At 60.4% G+C, this 20,476-nt stretch carries 18 protein-coding genes; 13 read left to right on the top strand and 5 right to left on the bottom strand.

What is annotated here, in order from left to right; translation table 11 throughout:
- Positions 1-105 precede the first annotated feature (105 nt).
- Positions 106-723 carry a bifunctional phosphoserine phosphatase/homoserine phosphotransferase ThrH gene (gene thrH / locus IEG05_RS09910; RefSeq protein ID WP_003284573.1) on the top strand — a complete coding sequence of 206 codons (618 nt, stop codon included), beginning with the start codon at positions 106-108 and terminating at the stop codon, positions 721-723.
- A gap of 37 nt (positions 724-760) precedes the next feature.
- Here the strand turns inward: thrH and pabB are convergent, their stop codons facing one another.
- From pabB to rloA, 4 genes are read right to left on the bottom strand one after another with little or no spacing between them, the layout of a single operon-like run.
- Positions 761-2,107 carry an aminodeoxychorismate synthase component I gene (gene pabB / locus IEG05_RS09915; protein WP_046619391.1) on the bottom strand — a complete coding sequence of 449 codons (1,347 nt, stop codon included), beginning with the start codon at positions 2,105-2,107 and terminating at the stop codon, positions 761-763.
- Between the two features lie 59 nt (positions 2,108-2,166).
- Positions 2,167-3,150 (bottom strand): alpha-L-glutamate ligase-like protein, encoded by a 984-nt coding sequence (locus IEG05_RS09920; protein WP_014820322.1) that lies wholly within the window; start codon positions 3,148-3,150, stop codon positions 2,167-2,169.
- Positions 3,151-3,153: 3 nt separating this feature from the next.
- Positions 3,154-4,680 (bottom strand): osmotic stress tolerance membrane protein RloB, encoded by a 1,527-nt coding sequence (gene rloB, locus IEG05_RS09925; protein WP_014820321.1) that lies wholly within the window; start codon positions 4,678-4,680, stop codon positions 3,154-3,156.
- A gap of 5 nt (positions 4,681-4,685) precedes the next feature.
- Positions 4,686-5,222: a retropepsin-like aspartic peptidase RloA gene (gene rloA, locus IEG05_RS09930; RefSeq protein ID WP_023444336.1), complete on the bottom strand. Its 537-nt coding sequence runs from the start codon at positions 5,220-5,222 to the stop codon at positions 4,686-4,688.
- A 266-nt stretch (positions 5,223-5,488) separates the two neighbouring features.
- On the opposite strand from rloA, the gene IEG05_RS09935 reads away from it, so the two are divergent.
- The 5 genes from IEG05_RS09935 (at position 5,489) to prpF (ending at position 12,303) form a co-directional block, all read left to right on the top strand.
- Positions 5,489-6,214, top strand: a complete 726-nt coding sequence (locus IEG05_RS09935) for a GntR family transcriptional regulator (protein ID WP_014820319.1) — start codon at positions 5,489-5,491, stop codon at positions 6,212-6,214.
- Positions 6,211-7,098: a methylisocitrate lyase gene (gene prpB, locus IEG05_RS09940; protein ID WP_014820318.1), complete on the top strand. Its 888-nt coding sequence runs from the start codon at positions 6,211-6,213 to the stop codon at positions 7,096-7,098. The genes IEG05_RS09935 and prpB overlap by 4 nt, the downstream gene beginning before the upstream one ends.
- 95 nt (positions 7,099-7,193) lie before the next feature.
- A complete protein-coding gene (prpC, locus tag IEG05_RS09945; RefSeq protein ID WP_046619389.1) occupies positions 7,194-8,321 on the top strand; it encodes a bifunctional 2-methylcitrate synthase/citrate synthase in 1,128 nt (375 codons plus the stop codon).
- 74 nt (positions 8,322-8,395) lie between these two features.
- Positions 8,396-10,999 (top strand): Fe/S-dependent 2-methylisocitrate dehydratase AcnD, encoded by a 2,604-nt coding sequence (acnD, locus tag IEG05_RS09950; RefSeq protein WP_046619388.1) that lies wholly within the window; start codon positions 8,396-8,398, stop codon positions 10,997-10,999.
- A gap of 116 nt (positions 11,000-11,115) precedes the next feature.
- Complete coding sequence (gene prpF, locus IEG05_RS09955; RefSeq protein WP_046619387.1) at positions 11,116-12,303, top strand: 2-methylaconitate cis-trans isomerase PrpF; 1,188 nt, start codon at positions 11,116-11,118, stop codon at positions 12,301-12,303.
- Between the two features lie 92 nt (positions 12,304-12,395).
- On the opposite strand, the gene ppsR is transcribed toward prpF, so the two are convergent.
- Entirely contained in the window at positions 12,396-13,214 is an 819-nt protein-coding gene (ppsR, locus tag IEG05_RS09960; RefSeq protein WP_014820314.1) for a posphoenolpyruvate synthetase regulatory kinase/phosphorylase PpsR, read from the bottom strand.
- A gap of 154 nt (positions 13,215-13,368) precedes the next feature.
- On the opposite strand from ppsR, the gene ppsA reads away from it, so the two are divergent.
- The 7 genes from ppsA to IEG05_RS09995 all read left to right on the top strand — a co-directional run bounded on the left by ppsA (position 13,369) and on the right by IEG05_RS09995 (position 20,363).
- Positions 13,369-15,738: a phosphoenolpyruvate synthase gene (ppsA, locus tag IEG05_RS09965; protein WP_014820313.1), complete on the top strand. Its 2,370-nt coding sequence runs from the start codon at positions 13,369-13,371 to the stop codon at positions 15,736-15,738.
- Between the two features lie 166 nt (positions 15,739-15,904).
- Positions 15,905-16,393, top strand: coding sequence for a ribonuclease E activity regulator RraA (gene rraA, locus IEG05_RS09970; protein WP_046619385.1), 489 nt, complete (start codon positions 15,905-15,907; stop codon positions 16,391-16,393).
- 82 nt (positions 16,394-16,475) lie between these two features.
- A complete protein-coding gene (locus IEG05_RS09975; RefSeq protein ID WP_046619384.1) occupies positions 16,476-17,471 on the top strand; it encodes a zinc transporter ZntB in 996 nt (331 codons plus the stop codon).
- Between the two features lie 56 nt (positions 17,472-17,527).
- Complete coding sequence (locus IEG05_RS09980) at positions 17,528-17,770, top strand: hypothetical protein (RefSeq protein ID WP_046619383.1); 243 nt, start codon at positions 17,528-17,530, stop codon at positions 17,768-17,770.
- 2 nt (positions 17,771-17,772) lie between these two features.
- A complete protein-coding gene (locus IEG05_RS09985; RefSeq protein ID WP_046619381.1) occupies positions 17,773-18,597 on the top strand; it encodes a mechanosensitive ion channel family protein in 825 nt (274 codons plus the stop codon).
- Between the two features lie 83 nt (positions 18,598-18,680).
- Entirely contained in the window at positions 18,681-19,271 is a 591-nt protein-coding gene (sigX, locus tag IEG05_RS09990; protein ID WP_014820308.1) for an RNA polymerase sigma factor SigX, read from the top strand.
- 99 nt (positions 19,272-19,370) lie between these two features.
- Positions 19,371-20,363 (top strand): OmpA family protein, encoded by a 993-nt coding sequence (locus IEG05_RS09995; RefSeq protein WP_046619379.1) that lies wholly within the window; start codon positions 19,371-19,373, stop codon positions 20,361-20,363.
- Positions 20,364-20,476: the final 113 nt, after the last annotated feature.

Raw genomic sequence — 20,476 nt, forward strand, 5'->3', positions numbered from 1 at the left:
TTTAGGCACTCTGATCAGCTGCTTCGGGTATAAGCCTTGCGTTGCTTCGGTGGCGAGCTGCCGTTAGAGTGCCGCCTTCAATTTTCTGCATTGAGGAGTGGCCCCGTGGAAATAGCCTGTCTCGACCTGGAAGGTGTGCTGGTTCCGGAAATCTGGATCGCCTTTGCCGAGGCCACCGGAATCGAATCGCTCCGGGCGACCACGCGGGACATTCCCGACTACGACGTGTTGATGAAGCAGCGCCTGCGCATCCTCGATGAGCACGGCCTGAAGCTCGCCGACATCCAGAAGGTGATTGCGACGCTGAAGCCACTGGAAGGCGCACCTGAGTTCGTCGACTGGCTGCGCGAGCGCTTCCAGGTGGTGATCCTGTCTGACACCTTCTACGAGTTCTCGCAGCCGCTGATGCGCCAGTTGGGGTTCCCGACGCTGCTTTGTCACCGCCTGATCACTGACGAAACCGATCGCGTCGTGGACTATCAGCTGCGTCAGAAGGACCCCAAGCGTCAGTCGGTCATTGCGCTGAAGAGCCTCTACTACCGCGTCATTGCCGCGGGCGATTCCTACAACGACACCACCATGCTCAGCGAGGCCCATGCTGGCATCCTGTTCCATGCGCCGGACAACGTCATCGCCGAGTTTCCGCAGTTCCCGGCAGTGCACACGTTCGACGAGCTGAAGCAGGAGTTCCTCAAGGCATCGAACCGCAAGCTCGCGTTGTAAGGCCGTGACGCTAGGGCGACTGGTTTAGTCGGTCGCCTCAACCTGGCAGCTGCTCCAGTGTCTGCAGCAGCACCTTTACCTTGTCGATCGATTCCTGGTACTCCGCCTGCCAGTCCGAGTCGGCGACGATGCCGCCACCGCCCCAGCAACTGGCTTGACCGTCGCGGATGAGCAGTGTGCGAATGGCGATCGAACTGTCCATCTCCCCCCTGACATCCACGTACAGCAACGATCCGCAATAGATAGCGCGGCGCGTCGGTTCCAGCTCGTCGATGATCTGCATGGCGCGGATCTTCGGCGCTCCGGTGATCGAGCCGCCGGGAAAGCTGCCGGCCAGCAGATCGAACGCGTCGTGGCCGTCGGCCAATTCGCCGGTCACGCAGCTCACCAGGTGATGCACGTTGGGGTAGCTTTCCAGTGCGAACAGCTGCGGAACGCGCACGCTGCCGATGCGGCAGCTGCGGCCGAGGTCGTTGCGCAGCAGGTCGACGATCATCAGGTTCTCGGCACGATCCTTGGCGCTGGCGAGCAGCGCTTGCGCTTGTGCGGCGTCGCTGCGCTCGTCCGCACCGCGTGGACGGGTGCCTTTGATCGGGCGGGTTTCCACGTGGCCCTGCTGCAGGCGCAGGAAGCGCTCCGGCGAGAGGCTGGCAATGGCGCCGTCTTCCAGTGCGACGAAGCCGGCGTAAGGCGTTGGACAAGCTTCTCGCAGCGCGCGATAGGCGCTCCATGGCTCACCCGAGCAGTCGGCACGAAAACGCTGAGTGAAATTGACCTGATAGCAGTCACCGGCCTGGATGTAGGTCTGAATGCTCTCGATGCCGTTCCGGTAAGTGTCGACAGAAAGATCGGCGGCGAAACGGCTGTGCAGCCTGAATGGAGCGCTTTCGGCGGTGGTGGCTGAATCGAACAGCGCGATCAGTCGCATCTGCTCGGAAGAAGTCGTTGCTGGGTGAAACACCAACTGACTGGTGCGCCTCTGGTGATCGCTGATCAGCGCCCAGCCATAAAGGCCGAAACGTGCCAGTGGCAGACCGTTGTCGTCGAGGGCGCGCTGGGGCAGGGTCTCGAGGCGGGCACCGAAGTCGTAGCTCAACAGGCCGATCAGGCCTCCGGCAAACGGCAGCTCACAGCTCTCGGGCAGCTCGGCGGAGCCAAGTCCGCGCAACGCCTGGCGCAAACGGTGGAAGTAATCACGCCCTGATTCATCGTCGCGTGGCTCGTGCACAGCCAGTGGCCAGGCGCTGAGAATGTCGAAGCGCCCACGCTCGGCCTTCGGCCTGCCTGAATCGAGCAGCACCGCACCTGGGGCATGGCGGATACGCTCGAACCAATAGGCGGGATCGGCCTGGTAGGGCAGGGCATGCAGCGTGCAGATGGACATGGGTCGAGTCGATGAGGGGGCAGCCCGAGAGGATACGCGGGCTACCCGGCTTGCGTCATTCAGGCGTGGGGCGGGACGTGGCCGAACAGTTCCTGGGAGAACTTCACCCGTTCCTCCGGCGTTTCCTGGATGCCTTTCTCCTTGAGTTCCGCCAGGCGGTTCTCGACTGCATGGGCCCGGTGCGTCAGCCCACAGTCGTTGGCGATCTGGATGTTCAGGCCAGGGCGCGCGTTCAGCTCGAGAATGAGCGGGCCCTTTTCCTGATCGAGCACCATGTCGACACCGATATATCCGAGCCCGCAGAGCTCGTAACAGCCGGCGGCGAGCTTCATGAAGCCGTCCCAGTTTGGCAACTGCACGCCGTCCACCGCGTTGGTGGTGTCCGGGTGTTTGGTGATCTTGTTGTTCAGCCAGGTACCGCGCAGGGTGATGCCGGTGGCCAGATCCACGCCGACGCCGATGGCGCCCTGGTGCAGGTTGGCCTTGCCGCCGGATTGACGGGTTGGCAGGCGCAGCATCGCCATGACCGGGTAGCCCATCAGCACGATGATGCGAATGTCCGGCACACCTTCGTAGCTGATGCTCTTGAAGATCGGGTCGGGCGTAACGCGATATTCGATCAGTGCTCGGTCACGATGGCCGCCCAGCGAGTACAGCCCGGTGAGGATATTGGAGATCTGATGCTCGATCTCCTCATGGGTCATGATCTTGCCCGAGACGGTCTTGTAGCGGCCTTCGAAGCGGTCGGCGATTACCAGGATGCCGTCGCCGCCGGCGCCCTGGGCCGGCTTGACGACGAAATCGGTGTGATCCTTGACGATATCCTTGAGTTTGTCGATGTCCTTTTCGGTTTCGATGATGCCGTACATCTCCGGCACATGAATGCCGGCCTCGATGGCGCGCTCCTTGGTGATGATCTTGTCATCGACGATCGGATACAGGTTGCGCTTGTTGTACTTGAGCACATAGTCCGCGTTGCGGCGGTTAATGCCCATGATTCCCTTGGCCTCGAGGGCCTTCCACGTCTTGATCAGACCGAACATGGCTCAATCCTTCAGAAAGGCTTTGAAGCGGAACAGCTCGGTCAGGCGGTAGCCGCGGTAGCGACCCATCGCCAGCATGAAGCCCACCATGATCAGCAGCACCGCTGGGAAGGTGAAGATGAAGTAGGTCAACTCCTGAATGTTCATCAGCATGAAGGCCAGGCTCGCGGCGATCAGGGTGCCGACCGCCACCTTGAAGGCATGGCCGCCGCCACGTTCTTCCCAGGTAATCGACAGGCGCTCGATGGTCATGGTCAGAATCACCATCGGGAACAGGGAGACCGACAGGCCGCGCTCCAGGCCGAGCTTGTGACTGAGCAGGCTGATCACGGCGATCAGCACCACGACGAACGTCAGTACCACCGAGAGGCGCGGCAGCATCTGCAGTTTCAGGTGTTCCAGGTACGAACGCAGCGACAAGCCCAGCGCCGTGATCAGCGTGAACAGGATGATGCCGAAGCCGATCTGGGTTTCACGGAACGCCAGGGCAATCAGTACCGGGGTGAAGGTGCCGAGAGTCTGCAGGCCGCCGAGGTTGCGCAGGATCAGGATCACTAGCACGCCGATCGGGATCATGATCATGATCTGGTAGGTCTGCTGGGTCTGCAGGGGCAGGCCATACAGCGAGTACTCGAGGAAGTCGGCGTCGGTGTTCTCGTCGGTCAGCTTGGCCAGGCGGATGGCGTTCATTTCGCTGTTATTGAGCGTGAAGGTCACCTGCGGATTGCGTCCGCCTTCCAGATTGATCAGCGGCTCGTCACCGGTCCACCAGACCAAGCGGTCATTCGGCAGGCCTTGCTCGCCGGTGCCGGGGTTGAAGAACAGCCACTTGTCGCCGTTGAAGCTGCGTAGCCAGAGTTCCGGGGTTTGCGGCTGGTCTGCGTTCAGGCGAATGGTATGCACGCGCTCCATCGGCACGTGAGCGATGGACAGCAGCAATTCGATGACGCGTGCCTTGTTCGGGATGGATGCATCGCCGCCCAGTAGCAGCTTGACGTTGTCATCGTTGGGATTGTTGACCCGCTTGATGGCTTCGCTGATGAAGGTTTCCACATCAGCGGAATGCTGACGAATCGGAGAAAGCAGCGCTTCGGCAGCGATCTTCTCGGCGCCTTCCACCGGAAGACTGTCGCGGAAGATCGGCCCGGTGGCCTTGGTCTGCTCACCGCTGTAGCGCTTGGTGAGCACGAGGCGGTAATAGAGCGTCTGGTTTCCGCTCGCACGGCGCGCAGACCAGGTGACGCGGCGGTTGCCGTCGGCCCGGTTGATGCTGACGCCGTAGTTGTTGGATATGAAGCTTTCGTTGAGGCTGACGAATTCCTGATTCAGTGGCGGCACGTACATCTGCAGCTTGACCGGCTCGCGTGGGCTGGCCTGGAACTCGACCTTGGCGTCGATATTCCACAGGTCATCGGTTTCGTCTTCGGTAACCGGAATGCCCAGTATGAAGATCTGGTAGGCGGTGATCGAAATTCCCAGAGCGACGAGGATGAAGATCAGGACTTTCAGATGCAGAGTGAGAGCGCGCATGGGTATTACTCGTCAGCGTCAGATTCGTTGAGGCAACCGGGTTTGCCGGCAATAAAGGTGCGACTTGGGTCGACCAGGGCGCCGAAGCGGGTGAGCGCGTCGGAACCGATCAAAAGTGGGTATTGGAAAGCGGTACGGTCCGTGAGGTTCACTTCGATTGTGCGTTTGGCCTTGCCCATGCACAGATCGAGTTCGATAACCGGGCGCGCCGTGTAGGTTTTTTCCTCTTCCGGATCATAGTCGCCAGCCCGGCGCTTGATCTTGCTGATGCGTGCCAGCGGGCGCTCGATGGGGTGTGCGTGGGCGCTGTCGACGGCAAGGTAGAAGCGCACCCACGACTCGCCTTCACGCTTGAATCGGGTGATGTCACGCGCACTGAGCGACGCGGTTTGGGCGCCGGTGTCGAGCTTGGCGTCCACTTCCAGATTGAAGTCGGGGATTCCAACGTGTTCGTTCAGACCGTAAATCGTATTGTCGGCAGCGGTGCCGATCGCGGGCAGGAGTAATGTACAGAACAGCAGGAAGTGGGCTTTTACTCTCATGGAACCTGTTGTCTTAAGGAAGGGATGACTAGAGATCGAGTGGCGACAGGCATTGCGGGCAGACGCCGGGAGCGCGAAAGGCCGGCATTCTAGCATGCTGGTTTCACGGCGCTACAAGGCGCTCTGCCCTGGCTCAAGCTAATCTCGATCAGGTTGCCGCTTTTACGACTTTAGTAAAGGTGTCGACAATCTGCGTAGGCGGGCTGTTGACTGGTCGGAAATGCAGGCGTACTTTCGCCGCATCGAAACCTGAATTGTCGACAATCATGCTGGATACCGTTGAGCTTCACCCATCCGCGCAACAGCTCGACAGTGGCACGCTGGCCGAGCATGTGTTTCGTCTGATCCAGGCTGCCATCGTCAAAGGCGAGATCGCCCCGGGTAGCAAGATCTCCGAGCCGGAGCTGGCGCGTACCTATGGCATCAGCCGCGGGCCGTTGCGCGAGGCGATCCACCGGCTGGAAGGGCAGAAGCTGCTGGTCCGCGTGCCGCATGTTGGCGCGAGGGTGGTGTCGCTCAGTCATGCCGAGCTGATCGAGCTCTACGAGATTCGTGAATCCCTGGAAGGCATGGCCTGCCGCCTGGCGGCCGAACGTATGACTGAGGCGGAAATCGACGACCTGCGCCGGGTACTGAGCACCCACGAGCGCGATGAGGCGTTTCAGGCCGGTGTCGGCTATTACCAGCAGGAAGGCGATTTCGACTTCCATTACCGGATCATTCAGGGCAGCGGCAACCGCACGCTGGCCAAGCTGCTGTGCGACGAGCTCTATCAGCTGGTGCGCATGTACCGCATCCAGTTCTCCACCACGCCGAACCGTCCGCATCAGGCCTTCGCCGAACACCACCGGATTCTCGATGCCATCGCCGAACGCGATGGCGAGCTGGCGGAGCTGCTGATGCGCCGCCATATCGCCGCTTCCAAGCGCAATGTCGAACGTCACTTCACGGGCGTTCTTGAGCAAACACCACATGAAAGGGGTAATGCATGACTCTTCCTTCTGCCGGTCAGCGTTTCCGTGACGCCGTCGCCAGCGAGCATCCGCTCCAGGTCGTCGGCGCGATCAACGCCAACCACGCCTTGCTGGCCAAGCGTGCCGGCTTCAAGGCCATCTATCTGTCCGGCGGCGGCGTTGCTGCCGGCTCGCTGGGTCTGCCGGATCTTGGCATCACCGGGCTCGACGATGTGCTGACCGACGTGCGCCGCATCACCGATGTCTGTGATCTGCCGCTGCTGGTGGATGTCGACACCGGCTTCGGCTCCTCCGCGTTCAACGTGGCGCGTACCGTCAAGTCGATGATCAAGTTCGGCGCCGCGGCGATCCACATCGAGGACCAGGTCGGTGCCAAGCGTTGCGGCCATCGTCCAAACAAGGAAATCGTCTCGCAGCAGGAGATGGTCGACCGCATCAAGGCGGCCGTGGACGCGCGCACCGACGACAGCTTCGTGATCATGGCGCGTACCGATGCGCTGGCGGTGGAAGGTCTGAACTCCGCTCTGGATCGTGCCGCGGCCTGCATCGAAGCGGGTGCCGACATGATCTTCCCCGAGGCCATCACCGAGTTGGCGATGTACAAGACCTTCGCCGACCGCGTGCAGGCGCCAATACTGGCCAACATCACCGAGTTCGGTGCCACGCCGCTTTACACCACCGAAGAGCTGGCCAGCGTCGACGTCTCCCTGGTGCTCTACCCGCTGTCGGCGTTCCGTGCCATGAACAAGGCCGCGGAAAATGTCTACACCGCGCTGCGCCGTGACGGCACGCAGAAGAACGTGATCGACACCATGCAAACCCGCATGGAGCTCTACGATCGCATCAACTATCACACGTTCGAGCAGCACCTCGACGCGCTGTTCGCTCAGAAGAAGAGCTGACCAGAAGGCCCCATTGGGTTTGCCAATGGGGCCTTTGCGATCCATTTTTCAACGTGATTTGCAGTATCCAGAACAAATCCAAGAAGGAGATAGCAATGGCTGAAGCAAAAGTTTTGAGCGGCGCGGGCCTGCGCGGACAGATCGCCGGACAGACCGCCCTGTGTACCGTGGGCAAGACCGGTGCCGGGTTGACCTATCGTGGTTACGACGTGCGCGACCTGGCAGCCGAGTGCGATTTCGAGGAAGTGGCCTACCTGCTGTTCTACGGTGAGCTGCCGAACACCCAGCAGCTGGCCGATTACAAGAGTCGCCTGAAGACCATGCGTGACCTGCCGCAGGCACTGAAGGAAGTGCTGGAACGCATCCCGGCTAGCGCTCATCCGATGGATGTCATGCGTACCGGTTCGTCCGTACTTGGCACGCTGGAGCCGGAGCTCAGCTTCGACCAGCAGCGCGACGTGGCCGAGCGGCTGATGGCCGCTTTCCCGGCGATCATGTGCTACTGGTATCGCTTCACCCACGACGGTGTTCGCATCAACTGCACCAGCGACGAAGAGACCCTGGGCGGCCATTTCCTCGCTCTGCTGCACGACAAGAAGCCGAGCGATCTGCACGTCAAGGTGATGAACGTCTCGCTGATCCTCTACGCCGAGCACGAGTTCAACGCCTCGACCTTTACCGCTCGTGTCTGTGCTTCGACGCTGTCCGACCTCTATTCGTGCGTGACCGGTGCCATCGGTTCGCTGCGCGGTCCGCTGCATGGCGGCGCCAACGAAGCGGCGATGGACATGATCGAGCAGTGGAAGAGTCCGGAAGAAGCCCGCGAAGCGATCCTCGGCATGCTCGAGCGCAAGGACAAGATCATGGGCTTCGGCCACGCGATCTACAGCGTTTCCGACCCGCGCAACGAGGTGATCAAGGTCTGGGCCGAAAAGCTCGCGGATGAAGTGGGCGACACCGTGCTTTATCCGGTCTCGGTGGCTGTCGACGAAACCATGTGGGAGCAGAAGAAGCTCTTCCCGAACGCCGACTTCTACCATGCGTCCGCCTATCACTTCATGGGCATCCCGACCAAGCTGTTCACGCCGATCTTCGTCTGCTCGCGCGTCACCGGCTGGGCGTCCCATGTGTTCGAACAGCGCAGCAACAACCGGATCATTCGGCCGAGCGCCGAGTACATCGGTCCGGAGCAGCGCAAGGTTGTCCCGATCGCCCAGCGTTGATCGGAGCGGGGAGCTCGTCGTCGGGCTCCCCGCACCTTGCCCCACAGAACATTACTGAATTGGGTTCTTCCGGCATGAATACACAACACCGCAAACCTTTGCCAGGCACTGGGCTTGACTACTTCGATACCCGCGAGGCGATCGAAGCCATTCAGCCGGGCGCCTACGACAAGCTGCCCTATACCTCCCGCGTGCTGGCCGAACAGCTGGTGCGTCGCTGTGAGCCCGAAGCGCTGACCGATTCGCTGAAGCAGATCATCGAGCGCAAGCGCGATCTGGACTTCCCCTGGTATCCGGCGCGCGTGGTCTGCCACGACATCCTCGGCCAGACCGCGCTGGTCGACCTCGCCGGTCTGCGCGATGCGATCGCGGAGCAGGGCGGCGACCCGGCGAAGGTCAACCCGGTTGTTCCGACCCAGCTGATCGTCGACCACTCCCTGGCGGTTGAATTTGCAGGCTTCGATCCCGATGCGTTCGAGAAGAACCGCGCCGTCGAGGAGCGCCGCAACGAGGACCGCTTCCACTTCATCGAGTGGACCAAGACCGCGTTCAAGAACGTCGACGTGATCCCGGCCGGCAACGGCATCATGCACCAGATCAATCTGGAGAAGATGTCGCCGGTGATCCAGGCCCGCGGCGGTGTGGCCTTCCCGGATACCTGTGTCGGTACCGACTCGCACACCCCGCACGTCGATGCGCTGGGTGTGATCGCCATCGGCGTTGGCGGCCTGGAGGCCGAAACCGTGATGCTCGGTCTGCCTTCAATGATGCGCCTGCCTGACATCGTCGGCGTACGTCTGACCGGCAAGCGTCAGCCTGGCATCACCGCCACCGATATCGTCCTCGCGCTGACTGAGTTCCTGCGCAAGGAACGTGTGGTCGGGGCCTGGGTCGAGTTCTTCGGCGAAGGCGCCGACAGCCTGACCATCGGTGATCGCGCGACCATCTCCAACATGTGTCCGGAATACGGCGCCACCGCTTCGATGTTCTACATCGACCAGCAGACCATCGATTACCTCAAGCTGACCGGTCGCGAGCCGGAGCAGGTTGCGCTCGTCGAACAGTACGCCAAGGAAACGGGCCTGTGGGCGACGGCTCTGGAAGGCGCCGAATACGAGCGCGTGCTCGAATTCGACCTGTCCAGCGTGGTGCGCAACATGGCGGGCCCGTCCAACCCGCACAAGCGTCTGCCGACCTCGGCGCTGCACGAGCGTGGCATCGCCGACGAAGACAAGCTGGCTGCGGCGCGCGCCGAAGAGGCCGAAGGTCTGTTGCCCGATGGTGCGGTGATCATTGCCGCCATCACCAGCTGCACCAACACCTCCAACCCACGCAACGTGGTGGCCGCCGGCCTACTGGCGAAAAAGGCCAACGAGTTGGGCCTGGTGCGCAAGCCCTGGGTGAAGACGTCCTTCGCGCCGGGTTCCAAGGTCGCCAAGCTGTACCTGGAAGAAGCTGGGCTGCTCAGCGAGCTGGAAAAACTAGGTTTCGGCATCGTCGCCTACGCCTGCACCACCTGCAACGGCATGTCCGGTGCGCTGGATCCGGTGATCCAGCAGGAGATCATCGAGCGCGACCTGTACGCCACTGCAGTTCTCTCCGGTAACCGCAACTTCGATGGCCGTATCCACCCGTATGCCAAGCAGGCCTTCCTTGCCTCGCCGCCGCTGGTGGTCGCGTACGCCATCGCCGGTACCGTGCGTTTCGATATCGAGCAGGACGTGCTGGGCACCGACAAGAACGGCAACCCGATCACCCTGAAGGACCTCTGGCCGACCGACGAGGAGATCGACGCCATTGTCGCGTCCTCGGTGAAGCCCGAGCAGTTCAAGCAGATCTACATCCCGATGTTCGATCTGGGCACCATCGAGGAAGCCAAGAGCCCGCTGTACGACTGGCGCCCGATGTCGACCTATATTCGCCGCCCTCCGTACTGGGAAGGCGCGCTGGCCGGCGAGCGTACGCTCAAGGGCATGCGTCCGCTGGCGATCCTGCCGGACAACATCACCACCGATCACCTGTCGCCATCCAACGCCATCCTGCTGGATTCGGCCGCCGGTGAGTACCTGGCCAAGATGGGCCTGCCGGAAGAGGACTTCAATTCCTACGCAACCCACCGTGGCGACCATCTGACCGCGCAGCGGGCGACGTTCGCCAACCCGCAGCTGGTCAACGAGATGGCGGTGGTCGACGGCAAGGTGCAGAAGGGTTCGCTGGCGCGCGTCGAGCCGGAAGGCAAGGTGATGCGCATGTGGGAAGCCATCGAAACCTACATGACTCGCAAGCAGAACCTGATCATCGTGGCCGGTGCCGACTACGGCCAGGGCAGCTCGCGTGACTGGGCGGCCAAGGGCGTGCGCCTGGCCGGTGTCGAGGTGATCGTCGCCGAAGGCTTTGAGCGTATCCACCGCACCAATCTGGTCGGCATGGGCGTGCTGCCGGTCGAGTTCAAGCCAGGCACCACGCGCCTGACTCTTGGCCTTGATGGCACCGAAACCTTCGATATCGAAGGTGAGCTGTCGCCGCGCTGCGATCTGACCCTGGTCATTTATCACAAGAGCGGTGAAGAAACCCGCGTCCCGGTCACCTGCCGTCTCGACACCGCGGCCGAAGTCAGCGTGTATCAGGCTGGCGGCGTGCTGCAGCGTTTCGCCAAGGACTTCCTCGGGCAGGCGTGACCGGCCGTCCTCGTAGGGTGGATGGCGCTTTTCCATCCACCGCACCAGCCCGCGCGGTGGATCGGTCAAGCGCGATCCACCCTACAACCCATTCATCTTCCAGCCAGGACTCACTCATGGCTCATCAAACCCAGATCAGAATTCCCGCGACCTACATGCGTGGCGGCACCAGCAAGGGCGTATTCTTCCGCTTGCGAGACCTGCCGGAAAGCTGTCAGGTGCCTGGCGCTGCGCGCGACAAGCTGTTCTTGCGCGTGATCGGTAGTCCCGACCCTTATTCAGCGCACATCGACGGCATGGGCGGCGCAACGTCCAGCACCAGCAAATGCGTCATCCTGTCCAAGAGCACTCGACCTGATCATGACGTCGAGTATCTCTATGGTCAGGTGTCGATCGACAAGCCCTTCGTCGACTGGAGCGGCAACTGCGGCAACCTTTCAACCGGCGCCGGCGCGTTCGCGCTGCATGCGGGCCTGGTGGATGCCGAGCGCATTCCGCAGAACGGCACCTGTGTGGTGCGGATCTGGCAGGCCAACATCGGTAAGACCATCATCGCCCACGTGCCGGTGGCCAACGGCCAGGTGCAGGAGACTGGCGATTTCGAGCTGGACGGCGTGACCTTTCCGGCTGCCGAGATCGTGCTGGAATTCCTTGATCCGTCCGACGACGGCGAGGAGGGCGGTTCGATGTTTCCCACCGGCAATCTGATCGATGAGCTGGAGGTCCCGGGCATCGGTACGCTCAAGGCGACCATGATCAGCGCCGGCATTCCCACTGTGTTCGTCAATGCCGAGGACATCGGCTACCAGGGCACAGAACTGCGCGAGGACATCAATGGCGATCCGGAGGCTCTGGCTCGTCTGGAGTCGATTCGTGTAGCCGGTGCTCTGCGAATGGGCTTGATCAAGACCGCGGAGGAGGCGCTGACCCGTCAGCACACGCCGAAGGTTGCGTTCGTTTCCCAGCCGAAAAGCTACCGTGCGTCTTCCGGCAAGAACATCGATGCAGGTGAGGTCGATCTGCTCGTGCGGGCGCTGTCCATGGGCAAGCTGCACCACGCCATGATGGGCACCTGTGCGGTGGCCATTGGCACCGCGGCGGCAGTGCCCGGTACGTTGGTCAATTTGGCCGCAGGTGGTAGCGCGCGCCAGGCCGTGCGCTTCGGGCATCCGTCCGGCACGCTGCGGGTCGGTGCCGAGGCGAAGCAGATCGACGGTCAGTGGACGGTTACCAAAGCGATCATGAGCCGCAGCGCGCGCGTGCTGATGGAAGGCTGGGTACGTGTGCCAGGTGACACTTTCTGATGCGCTTCAACTGCCGGAAATCGAATTCTTCCGGCTGAAAAACGCAAAAAGTCCGCACCAAGCGGACTTTTTGTTGTCTAGCGAAGCGGCACTTATTTGAGTCGACGCTCGACGCCTTTCTCCACGAGGATCTTTGCAGAGATTTCTTCGACGGAGAAATGGGTCGAGTTGATGTAGTTGATGTTCTCGCGGCGGAACAGGCTTTCCACCTCGCGGACTTCGAATTCGCACTGAGCGAAGCTAGCATAACGACTGTTGGGTTTGCGTTCGTGGCGAATGGCGGCCAGGCGATCCGGGTCAATGGTCAAACCGAACAGTTTGTCCTTGTACTCCTTGAGGGCGCTCGGCAACTGCAGACGCTCCATGTCGTCCTCGGTCAAGGGGTAGTTGGCAGCGCGGATGCCGTACTGCATCGCCATATACAGGCAGGTCGGTGTTTTGCCGCAGCGGGAAACGCCGACGAGGATGAGGTCCGCCTTGTCGTAGTAGCGAGTGCGGGCGCCGTCATCGTTATCGAGGGCAAAGTTAACCGCCTCGATACGCTCCATGTAATTGGCGTTGTGGCTGATGGAGTGGGATTTACCAACGGAGTAGGAGGAACGTGACATCAGCTCATGTTCCAACGGCGCAAGAAAGGAAGAGAAGATGTCGATCATGAAGCCATTGGATTCGGCCAGAATGTCACGGATTTCCTGGTTCACCAGGGTGTCGAATATGATCGGCCGGCCACCGTCCTTTTCCGCGGCATTATTGATTTGCTGTACCATGGCCCGCGCTTTTTCGGCGGTGTCTATGTATGGGCGGGTCAGCTTCGTGAAGGTGATGTTCTCGAACTGTGCCAGAAGACTCTGGCCCAGGGTTTCCGCGGTGATGCCTGTGCCGTCAGAAATGAAGAAAGCAGTTCGTTTCATGTGCCTTGGGCCTTAAGTCGAGAACGGTTCCCAGCTATAGTAGGCCCTTCGCCGAGCCCGGTTGGCGGGCATTGTTACTTATTTTGCAGGGTCGGGCCACAGTCGTGCGGCCAGGCTCCGGTTGAGTTTCCAACACTAATGTGGAGAGATCACCTTGGTAGAGTACGTAGTTTCCCTCGATAAGCTCGGCAATCATGACGTTGAGCGTGTAGGGGGCAAGAACGCCTCCCTCGGCGAGATGATCAGCAACCTCGCAGGCGCGGGTGTTTCGGTGCCTGGCGGTTTCGCCACTACGGCCCAGGCCTATCGTGATTTCATGGAGCTCAGCGGTCTCAACGAGCAGATCCATGCGCTTCTCGATGCGCTGGACGTGGATGACGTCAATGCCCTCGCCAAAGCTGGCGCGCAGATTCGTGGCTGGGTGATGGAAGCTGAATTCCCGCCTCAACTGGATGCCGACATCCGCACCGCATTCGCGGAAATGTCGGGCGGCAATGACAACATGGCGGTCGCGGTACGCTCCTCGGCCACCGCCGAAGACCTGCCGGATGCGTCTTTCGCCGGCCAGCAGGAAACCTTCCTCAATATACGCGGCGTGGACAACGTGATCCGCGCAACCAAGGAAGTGTTCGCTTCCCTGTTCAACGACCGTGCGATTGCCTATCGCGTGCACCAGGGCTTTGACCACAAGCTGGTTGCCCTGTCCGCCGGCGTGCAGCGCATGGTGCGCTCGGAAACCGGCACTGCAGGTGTCATGTTCACTTTGGACACCGAATCCGGCTTCCGCGGTGTGGTGTTCATCACCGGCGCCTACGGCCTGGGTGAGACTGTCGTTCAGGGCGCGGTCAATCCGGACGAATTCTATGTCCACAAGCACACGCTGGAAGCCGGTCGCCCGGCAATCCTGCGCCGCAACCTGGGCAGCAAGGCAATCAAGATGGTGTACGGCGCCGAAGCCAGCGCCGGCAAGTCGGTCAAGACGGTCGACGTCGACCAGGCCGATCGCATGCGCTTCTGTCTGACCGACGAAGAAGTGACCAACCTCGCCAAGCAGGCCATGACCATCGAGAAGCACTACGGGCGTCCGATGGACATCGAGTGGGCCAAAGATGGCGACGACAACCAGTTGTATATCGTCCAGGCACGTCCGGAAACCGTTAAGAGCCGCAGCAGCGCCAATGTCATGGAGCGCTACCTGCTGAAGGAAAAAGGCACCGTGCTGGTCGAAGGTCGTGCCATCGGTCAGCGAATCGGCGCCGGCCCGGTCAAGGTCATCCACGACGTCAGCGAAATGGACAAGGTTCAGCCGGGCGACGTGCTGGTTTCCGACATGACCGACCCGGATTGGGAACCGGTGATGAAGCGCGCCAGCGCCATCGTCACCAACCGTGGCGGGCGCACCTGCCACGCGGCGATCATCGCTCGCGAGCTGGGGATTCCGGCGGTCGTGGGTTGCGGTAATGCCACCGAGTTGCTGAAGGACGGTCAGCGCGTGACCGTTTCCTGCGCCGAAGGCGACACCGGTCTGATCTTCGATGGCGAGCTGGGCTTCGACATTCGTCAGAACTCCATCGACGCCATGCCGGAACTGCCGTTCAAGATCATGATGAACGTCGGCAACCCTGACCGTGCCTTCGACTTCGCGCATCTGCCGAACGAGGGCGTCGGCCTGGCCCGCCTCGAGTTCATCATCAACCGCATGATCGGCGTGCACCCCAAGGCGCTGCTGAACTTCGACGGTCTGCCTGCAGATGTGAAGAGCAGCGTGGAGAAGCGCATCGCCGGCTACGACGATCCCGTCAACTTCTACGTCGAGAAGCTGGTCGAGGGCGTAAGCACCCTGGCCGCCGCGTTCTGGCCGAAGAAGGTCATCGTGCGCCTGTCGGACTTCAAGTCGAACGAGTACGCCAATCTCATCGGCGGCAAGCTGTACGAGCCGGAAGAAGAGAACCCGATGCTCGGCTTCCGCGGTGCGTCCCGCTATATCAGCGATTCGTTCCGTGACTGCTTCGAGCTCGAATGCCGCGCGATGAAGAAAGTCCGCGACGTGATGGGCCTGACCAATGTCGAGCTGATGGTGCCTTTCGTCCGCACTCTGGGCGAAGCGTCGCAGGTCATCGATCTGCTGGCGAAGTACGGCCTCAAGCGCGGCGAGAATGGGCTGCGCGTCATCATGATGTGCGAGCTGCCGTCCAATGCGCTGCTGGCAGATGAGTTCCTGGAGTTCTTCGATGGCTTCTCCATCGGCTCGAACGACATGACCCAGCTGACCCTCGGCCTGGACCGCGACTCCGGCATCATCGCCCACCTGTTCGATGAGCGTAATCCGGCGGTGAAAAAGCTGTTGGCCAACGCCATCCAGGCATGCAACAAGGCCGGCAAGTACATCGGTATCTGTGGTCAGGGTCCTTCGGATCACCCGGATCTGGCCAAGTGGCTGATGGAACAGGGCATCGAGAGCGTCTCCCTGAATCCGGACTCGGTGCTCGATACCTGGTTCTTCCTGGCCGATCGCGAGATCTGACGGTTGAGTCGGTAACAAAAAACGGGGCGTCAGCCCCGTTTTCGTTGGCGCTGATAATCGTCATTCCAGCGATTTCGTTCCGCCTAGAGCGTCCAGCGGCTAATATGCGCGCCTATATGGCTGTACGCTGGATGTCGCCGTAATTTCCAAGCAGAAGGAGTTTCCCATGCAATACGTCACGCCTGATCTGTGCGATGCCTATCCGGACCTGGTGCAGGTCGTCGAGCCGCTGTTCAGCAACTTCGGTGGTCGCGATTCCTTCGGTGGCGAGATCGTGACCATCAAGTGTTTCGAGGACAATTCGCTGGTCAAGGACCAGCTCGACGTCGACGGTGCGGGCAAGGTGCTGGTGGTCGACGGCGGCGGCTCGCTGCGTCGTGCGCTGCTGGGTGATATGCTTGCCGAGAAAGCCGCACGCAATGGTTGGGAAGGTCTGGTTATCTATGGTTGCGTTCGTGACGTCGATGTTCTCGCGCAGACCGAGCTTGGCGTTCAGGCCCTGGCCAGTCATCCCATGAAGACCGACAAGCGCGGCATCGGTGATCTCAACGTTCCGGTGACGTTTTGCGGTGTGACGTTCCGTCCCGGTGAATACGTATACGCCGATAACAACGGCATCATCGTGTCGCCTGAGCCGCTTTCCATTCCGGAGTAAAGCCGGCTCTAACGGCTGTGCGTGCCATCATTCCTGAGCCCGGCGATGCCGGGCTTTTCATGACCAGCGACGGAACGGATAGATGCGGGAAACCGAAAGCGAACAGCGCGGGCTGATCCACGCCTTTGTTCTCGATGGCAGCGGCGGGGCTCGCCAGATCGGCTATAGCGATCTGCCTGAGCTGCAGCTTGCGGCCAATGAGAGCATCTGGCTGCACTGGGATCGTGGCCAGCCCCAGGCGCAGGATTGGTTGCGCAGGCAAAGCGGGCTCAGTGGGTTCGCTTGTGATGTACTGCTTGAGGAGAACACGCGCCCGCGCGTCTTGGCGCTGCCGCAGGAAGGGCTCTTGCTGTTCTTGCGGGGGGTTAATCTGAACCCCGATGCCGAGCCGGAAGACATGGTTTCCGTGCGCGTATTTGCCGATCAAAAGCGGGTCATCTCGCTTCGCCTTCGGCCGCTGCGCTCCACCGAAGTAGTGATTCGATTGCTGTCGGAAGGTAGGGGGCCGAAATCGACCTCTGAACTGCTGCTCTATCTGGCAGAGGCGATGACAGAGCGAGTCGATGATCTGGTCACTCAGCTGGCCGAGCGCATTGACGCCGTGGAAGAGCGGCTCGAGGGAGATGAGCAATACACCCTGGAACATGCTTCGATGCTTTCCTTGCGCCGGCAGGCCGCGAGCCTGCGGCGCTTCCTGCTGCCGCAGCGCGAGCTCTACGGCCAGATGACGCGTAATCAACCGAGCTGGTTTGCCGAGGATGACACTGAATACTGGAACGAGCTGAGTAACCGGCTCATCCGTTATCTGGAAGAACTCGAGATGGTCCGCGAGCGCGTGAATCTGGTGTTGGAGTCGGAGCATCGCAGGCTGAGCGAGCGGATGAACCGCACCATGTACCTGCTGGCTATAATTACCGGCTTTTTTCTGCCGCTCAGCTTCCTGACTGGGCTGCTGGGGATCAATGTGGGTGGTATTCCCGGGGCCGAGTTTTCCTACGGGTTCGTCGTTGCCTGCCTGCTCATCGGCGGCGTTGCGCTGTTGCAATGGTGGATACTGCGCCGCCTGCGTTGGGTGTGAATGTGACTCCCACCTAACTGTAAGCCGTCTAGACCACATACTTTAGCGAGGTTTGCATGCGCGATCCCTTCGAAGAATCCCTGCGCGATCTGCTCAACAAGCCCTCGGTTCATGATGACGACGCTTGTCTGGGCCGTGTGTTGAAGACGGCCAACCGGCAGGTTGGCGCCGGGGACCTGTTTGCACTGATCGGTCACTGGCTGCAGGCCGTGATGATCGCAGTCAACAGCGGCTCAGGCCATGTCGCTCCGGTTTCTCGCCGAGAAACACCTAACTGTTCGTTCGATAAGGCTGATTGATCATGGAATTCGATCCCTGGACCCAGAGTCTGTTGTCGGCGATGAGCTCCCTTTGGGCTTCCGTCGCCGCGTTCATTCCCCGATTGTTCGGCGCATTGGTCGTCGTCCTGCTTGGTTTCGTCGTTGCAAAGCTCCTCGACACCCTGCTTTCCAAAGTGCTTGCCAAGGTGGGCCTGGACCGGCTTATGGCGGGTACCGGTCTGACCAAGCTGCTGGGGCGGGCGGGGATCCGCATTCCGGTTTCCGCGCTGATCGGCAAGGTCGTGTACTGGTTTGTGCTGCTCATTTTTCTGGTTTCAGCCGCTGAGTCGCTGGGGCTCGAGCGAGTGTCGGCAACGCTGGATATGCTGGCCCTCTACGTACCTAAAGTCTTTGGCGCGGCACTGATTCTGCTCGCAGGCGTGCTCTTGGCGCAGTTGCTCAGCGGCCTGGTGCGTGGCGCTGCCGAGAGTGTCGGGCTGGACTATGCCAACGGCCTGGCGCGGATGGCGCAGGGGCTCGTGATCATCATCAGCATCTCCGTTGCGATCGGACAGCTCGAGGTCAAGACCGAACTCCTCAACTATGTCATCGCCATCGTGCTGATCACCGTCGGCCTGGCAGTTGCGCTTGCGTTTGGACTCGGCAGTCGCGAGCTGGTATCGCAGATACTGGCTGGCATCTATGTGCGTGAGCTTTACGAGGTAGGGCAGCGCGTGCGCCTGGCGGATATCGAAGGACAGATCGAGGAAATCGGAACGGTCAAGACATTGCTACTGACCGACGACGGCGAACTTACCTCTGTCGCTAACAGAGTACTGCTCGAACAACGCGTCGGCAGCCGTTAGCCTTGCGATTCTGGTAAAGTACGTCGCCTTTTTTCCGGTTTCCTTAATGGTGGCCGTGCCCCCGACTGCCGGCTCGAAGCGTCTTGACTAAAACCCCATCGTCCATATCGCGCTACGACCCTCGCCAGCTCACCGACGAAGAGCTGGTGCAGCATGCTCATGTCGAACTATTTCATATAACGCGTGCATATGAAGAGCTTATGCGGCGATATCAGCGCACACTGTTCAATGTATGTGCGCGTTACTTGGGGAACGAGCGGGACGCCGACGATGTATGTCAGGAAGTTATGCTCAAGGTTTTATATGGGCTGAAAAACTTCGAGGGCAAATCGAAATTCAAGACGTGGCTATATAGCATCACTTATAATGAATGCATTACTCAATATCGCAAGGAGCGCCGCAAGCGGCGTTTGCTTGACGCACTCAGCCTCGACCCGCTTGAAGAGGCATCCGACGAGAAGGCGCCGAGAATCGAGGAGAAGACTGGGCTCGACCGGTGGCTCGTGCATGTGAATCCGATCGATCGAGAGATACTGGTGTTGCGTTTTGTTGCTGAACTTGAGTTTCAAGAAATCGCGGACATCATGCATATGGGTTTGAGTGCAACGAAGATGCGATACAAGCGTGCGCTCGATAAGCTGCGGGAAAAATTTTCCGATACTACTGAAACTTAATCCTGGAAACTTGTCTTATACCTTGCGAACAGCTTGGGCATACAGACAGCCGGTTTCCTTAGATTGTTCTGACTCTAACCACCAGATGGGGATTTACGGATGAAACTTAAAAACACCTTAGGCGTCGTTATCGGTTCGATGGTTGCCGCCACTTCTCTCAGCGCGCTGGCCCAAGGACAGGGCGCCGTAGAGGTGGAAGCGTTCGGTAAGCACTATTTCACCGATAGCTCGCGTGACGTGCAGCGTGACGGCGAGCTTTATGGTGCTGGCGCCAGCTACTTCCTTACCGATGATGTTTCCCTGGGCCTGTCCTACGGCGAATACCATGACCTGACCTCCAAGGATCCGGTCGGCGCCGATGGCAGCCACAAGAACATCAAGGGCAGCCTTACTTCGCTGGATGCTGCCTACCACTTCGGCGCGCCAGGCGTAGGTCTGCGTCCGTACGTCTCCGCTGGTGTGGCTCATCAGAGCATCGGCCAGGCGACTCGTGGCGGTCGTGACAGCAGCACCTTCGCTAATGTTGGTACCGGTCTGAAGTACTACTTCACCGAGAACTTCTTTGCCAAGGCCAGCGTCGACGGCATGTACAACATCGATGCAGACGAAGCTGAGTGGATGGCTGGTGTTGGTGTCGGTCTGAACTTCGGTGGTGGTGCTCGCGAGGTTGCAGCAGTCGAGCCGACTCCAGAGCCGGCTCCGGCTCCGATTGTCGACAACGAACCAGAGCCTGCTCCTGAGCTGGTCCGTGTCGAACTGGACGTCAAGTTCGATTTCGACAAGTCGCGCGTTCGTGAAGAAAGCTACAGCGATATCAAGAACCTCGCTGACTTCATGCAGCAGTACCCGCAGACCAACACCACTGTTGAAGGTCACACTGACTCCGTTGGTACTGACCAGTACAACCAGCGTCTGTCCGAGCGTCGTGCCGAAGCAGTGCGCAACGTTCTCGTCAACGAATACGGTGTTGAGGGTGGCCGCGTGAACTCCACAGGTTACGGTGAGTCCCGTCCGGTTGCCGACAACGCCACTGAGGAAGGTCGTCAGATCAACCGTCGCGTTGAAGCAGAAGTGGAAGCTCAGGTTCAGTAATCTGAGTTAGCTACGTCTAGAAAAGCCCGGCTAGTCCGGGCTTTTCTTTGTCTGTGGGAAAAGACTATCTAGTGGCAATCCCTTTTCTCGATGGTGTTTTTGCTGCGGCTGTG

It is taken from the genome of Stutzerimonas kunmingensis, assembly GCF_014764705.1.
Lineage (GTDB): Bacteria > Pseudomonadota > Gammaproteobacteria > Pseudomonadales > Pseudomonadaceae > Stutzerimonas.

Bases quoted from the DNA above. Each gene is read 5' to 3' on its own strand.
- pabB (WP_046619391.1), bottom strand. From the start codon at position 2,107: ATGTCCATCTGCACGCTGCATGCCCTGCCCTACCAGGCCGATCCCGCC.
- IEG05_RS09920 (WP_014820322.1), bottom strand. From the start codon at position 3,150: ATGTTCGGTCTGATCAAGACGTGGAAGGCCCTCGAGGCCAAGGGAATC.
- rloB (WP_014820321.1), bottom strand. From the start codon at position 4,680: ATGCGCGCTCTCACTCTGCATCTGAAAGTCCTGATCTTCATCCTCGTC.
- rloA (WP_023444336.1), bottom strand. From the start codon at position 5,222: ATGAGAGTAAAAGCCCACTTCCTGCTGTTCTGTACATTACTCCTGCCC.
- IEG05_RS09935 (WP_014820319.1), top strand. From the start codon at position 5,489: ATGCTGGATACCGTTGAGCTTCACCCATCCGCGCAACAGCTCGACAGT.
- prpB (WP_014820318.1), top strand. From the start codon at position 6,211: ATGACTCTTCCTTCTGCCGGTCAGCGTTTCCGTGACGCCGTCGCCAGC.
- prpC (WP_046619389.1), top strand. From the start codon at position 7,194: ATGGCTGAAGCAAAAGTTTTGAGCGGCGCGGGCCTGCGCGGACAGATC.
- acnD (WP_046619388.1), top strand. From the start codon at position 8,396: ATGAATACACAACACCGCAAACCTTTGCCAGGCACTGGGCTTGACTAC.
- prpF (WP_046619387.1), top strand. From the start codon at position 11,116: ATGGCTCATCAAACCCAGATCAGAATTCCCGCGACCTACATGCGTGGC.
- ppsR (WP_014820314.1), bottom strand. From the start codon at position 13,214: ATGAAACGAACTGCTTTCTTCATTTCTGACGGCACAGGCATCACCGCG.
- rraA (WP_046619385.1), top strand. From the start codon at position 15,905: ATGCAATACGTCACGCCTGATCTGTGCGATGCCTATCCGGACCTGGTG.
- IEG05_RS09975 (WP_046619384.1), top strand. From the start codon at position 16,476: ATGCGGGAAACCGAAAGCGAACAGCGCGGGCTGATCCACGCCTTTGTT.
- IEG05_RS09980 (WP_046619383.1), top strand. From the start codon at position 17,528: ATGCGCGATCCCTTCGAAGAATCCCTGCGCGATCTGCTCAACAAGCCC.
- IEG05_RS09985 (WP_046619381.1), top strand. From the start codon at position 17,773: ATGGAATTCGATCCCTGGACCCAGAGTCTGTTGTCGGCGATGAGCTCC.
- IEG05_RS09995 (WP_046619379.1), top strand. From the start codon at position 19,371: ATGAAACTTAAAAACACCTTAGGCGTCGTTATCGGTTCGATGGTTGCC.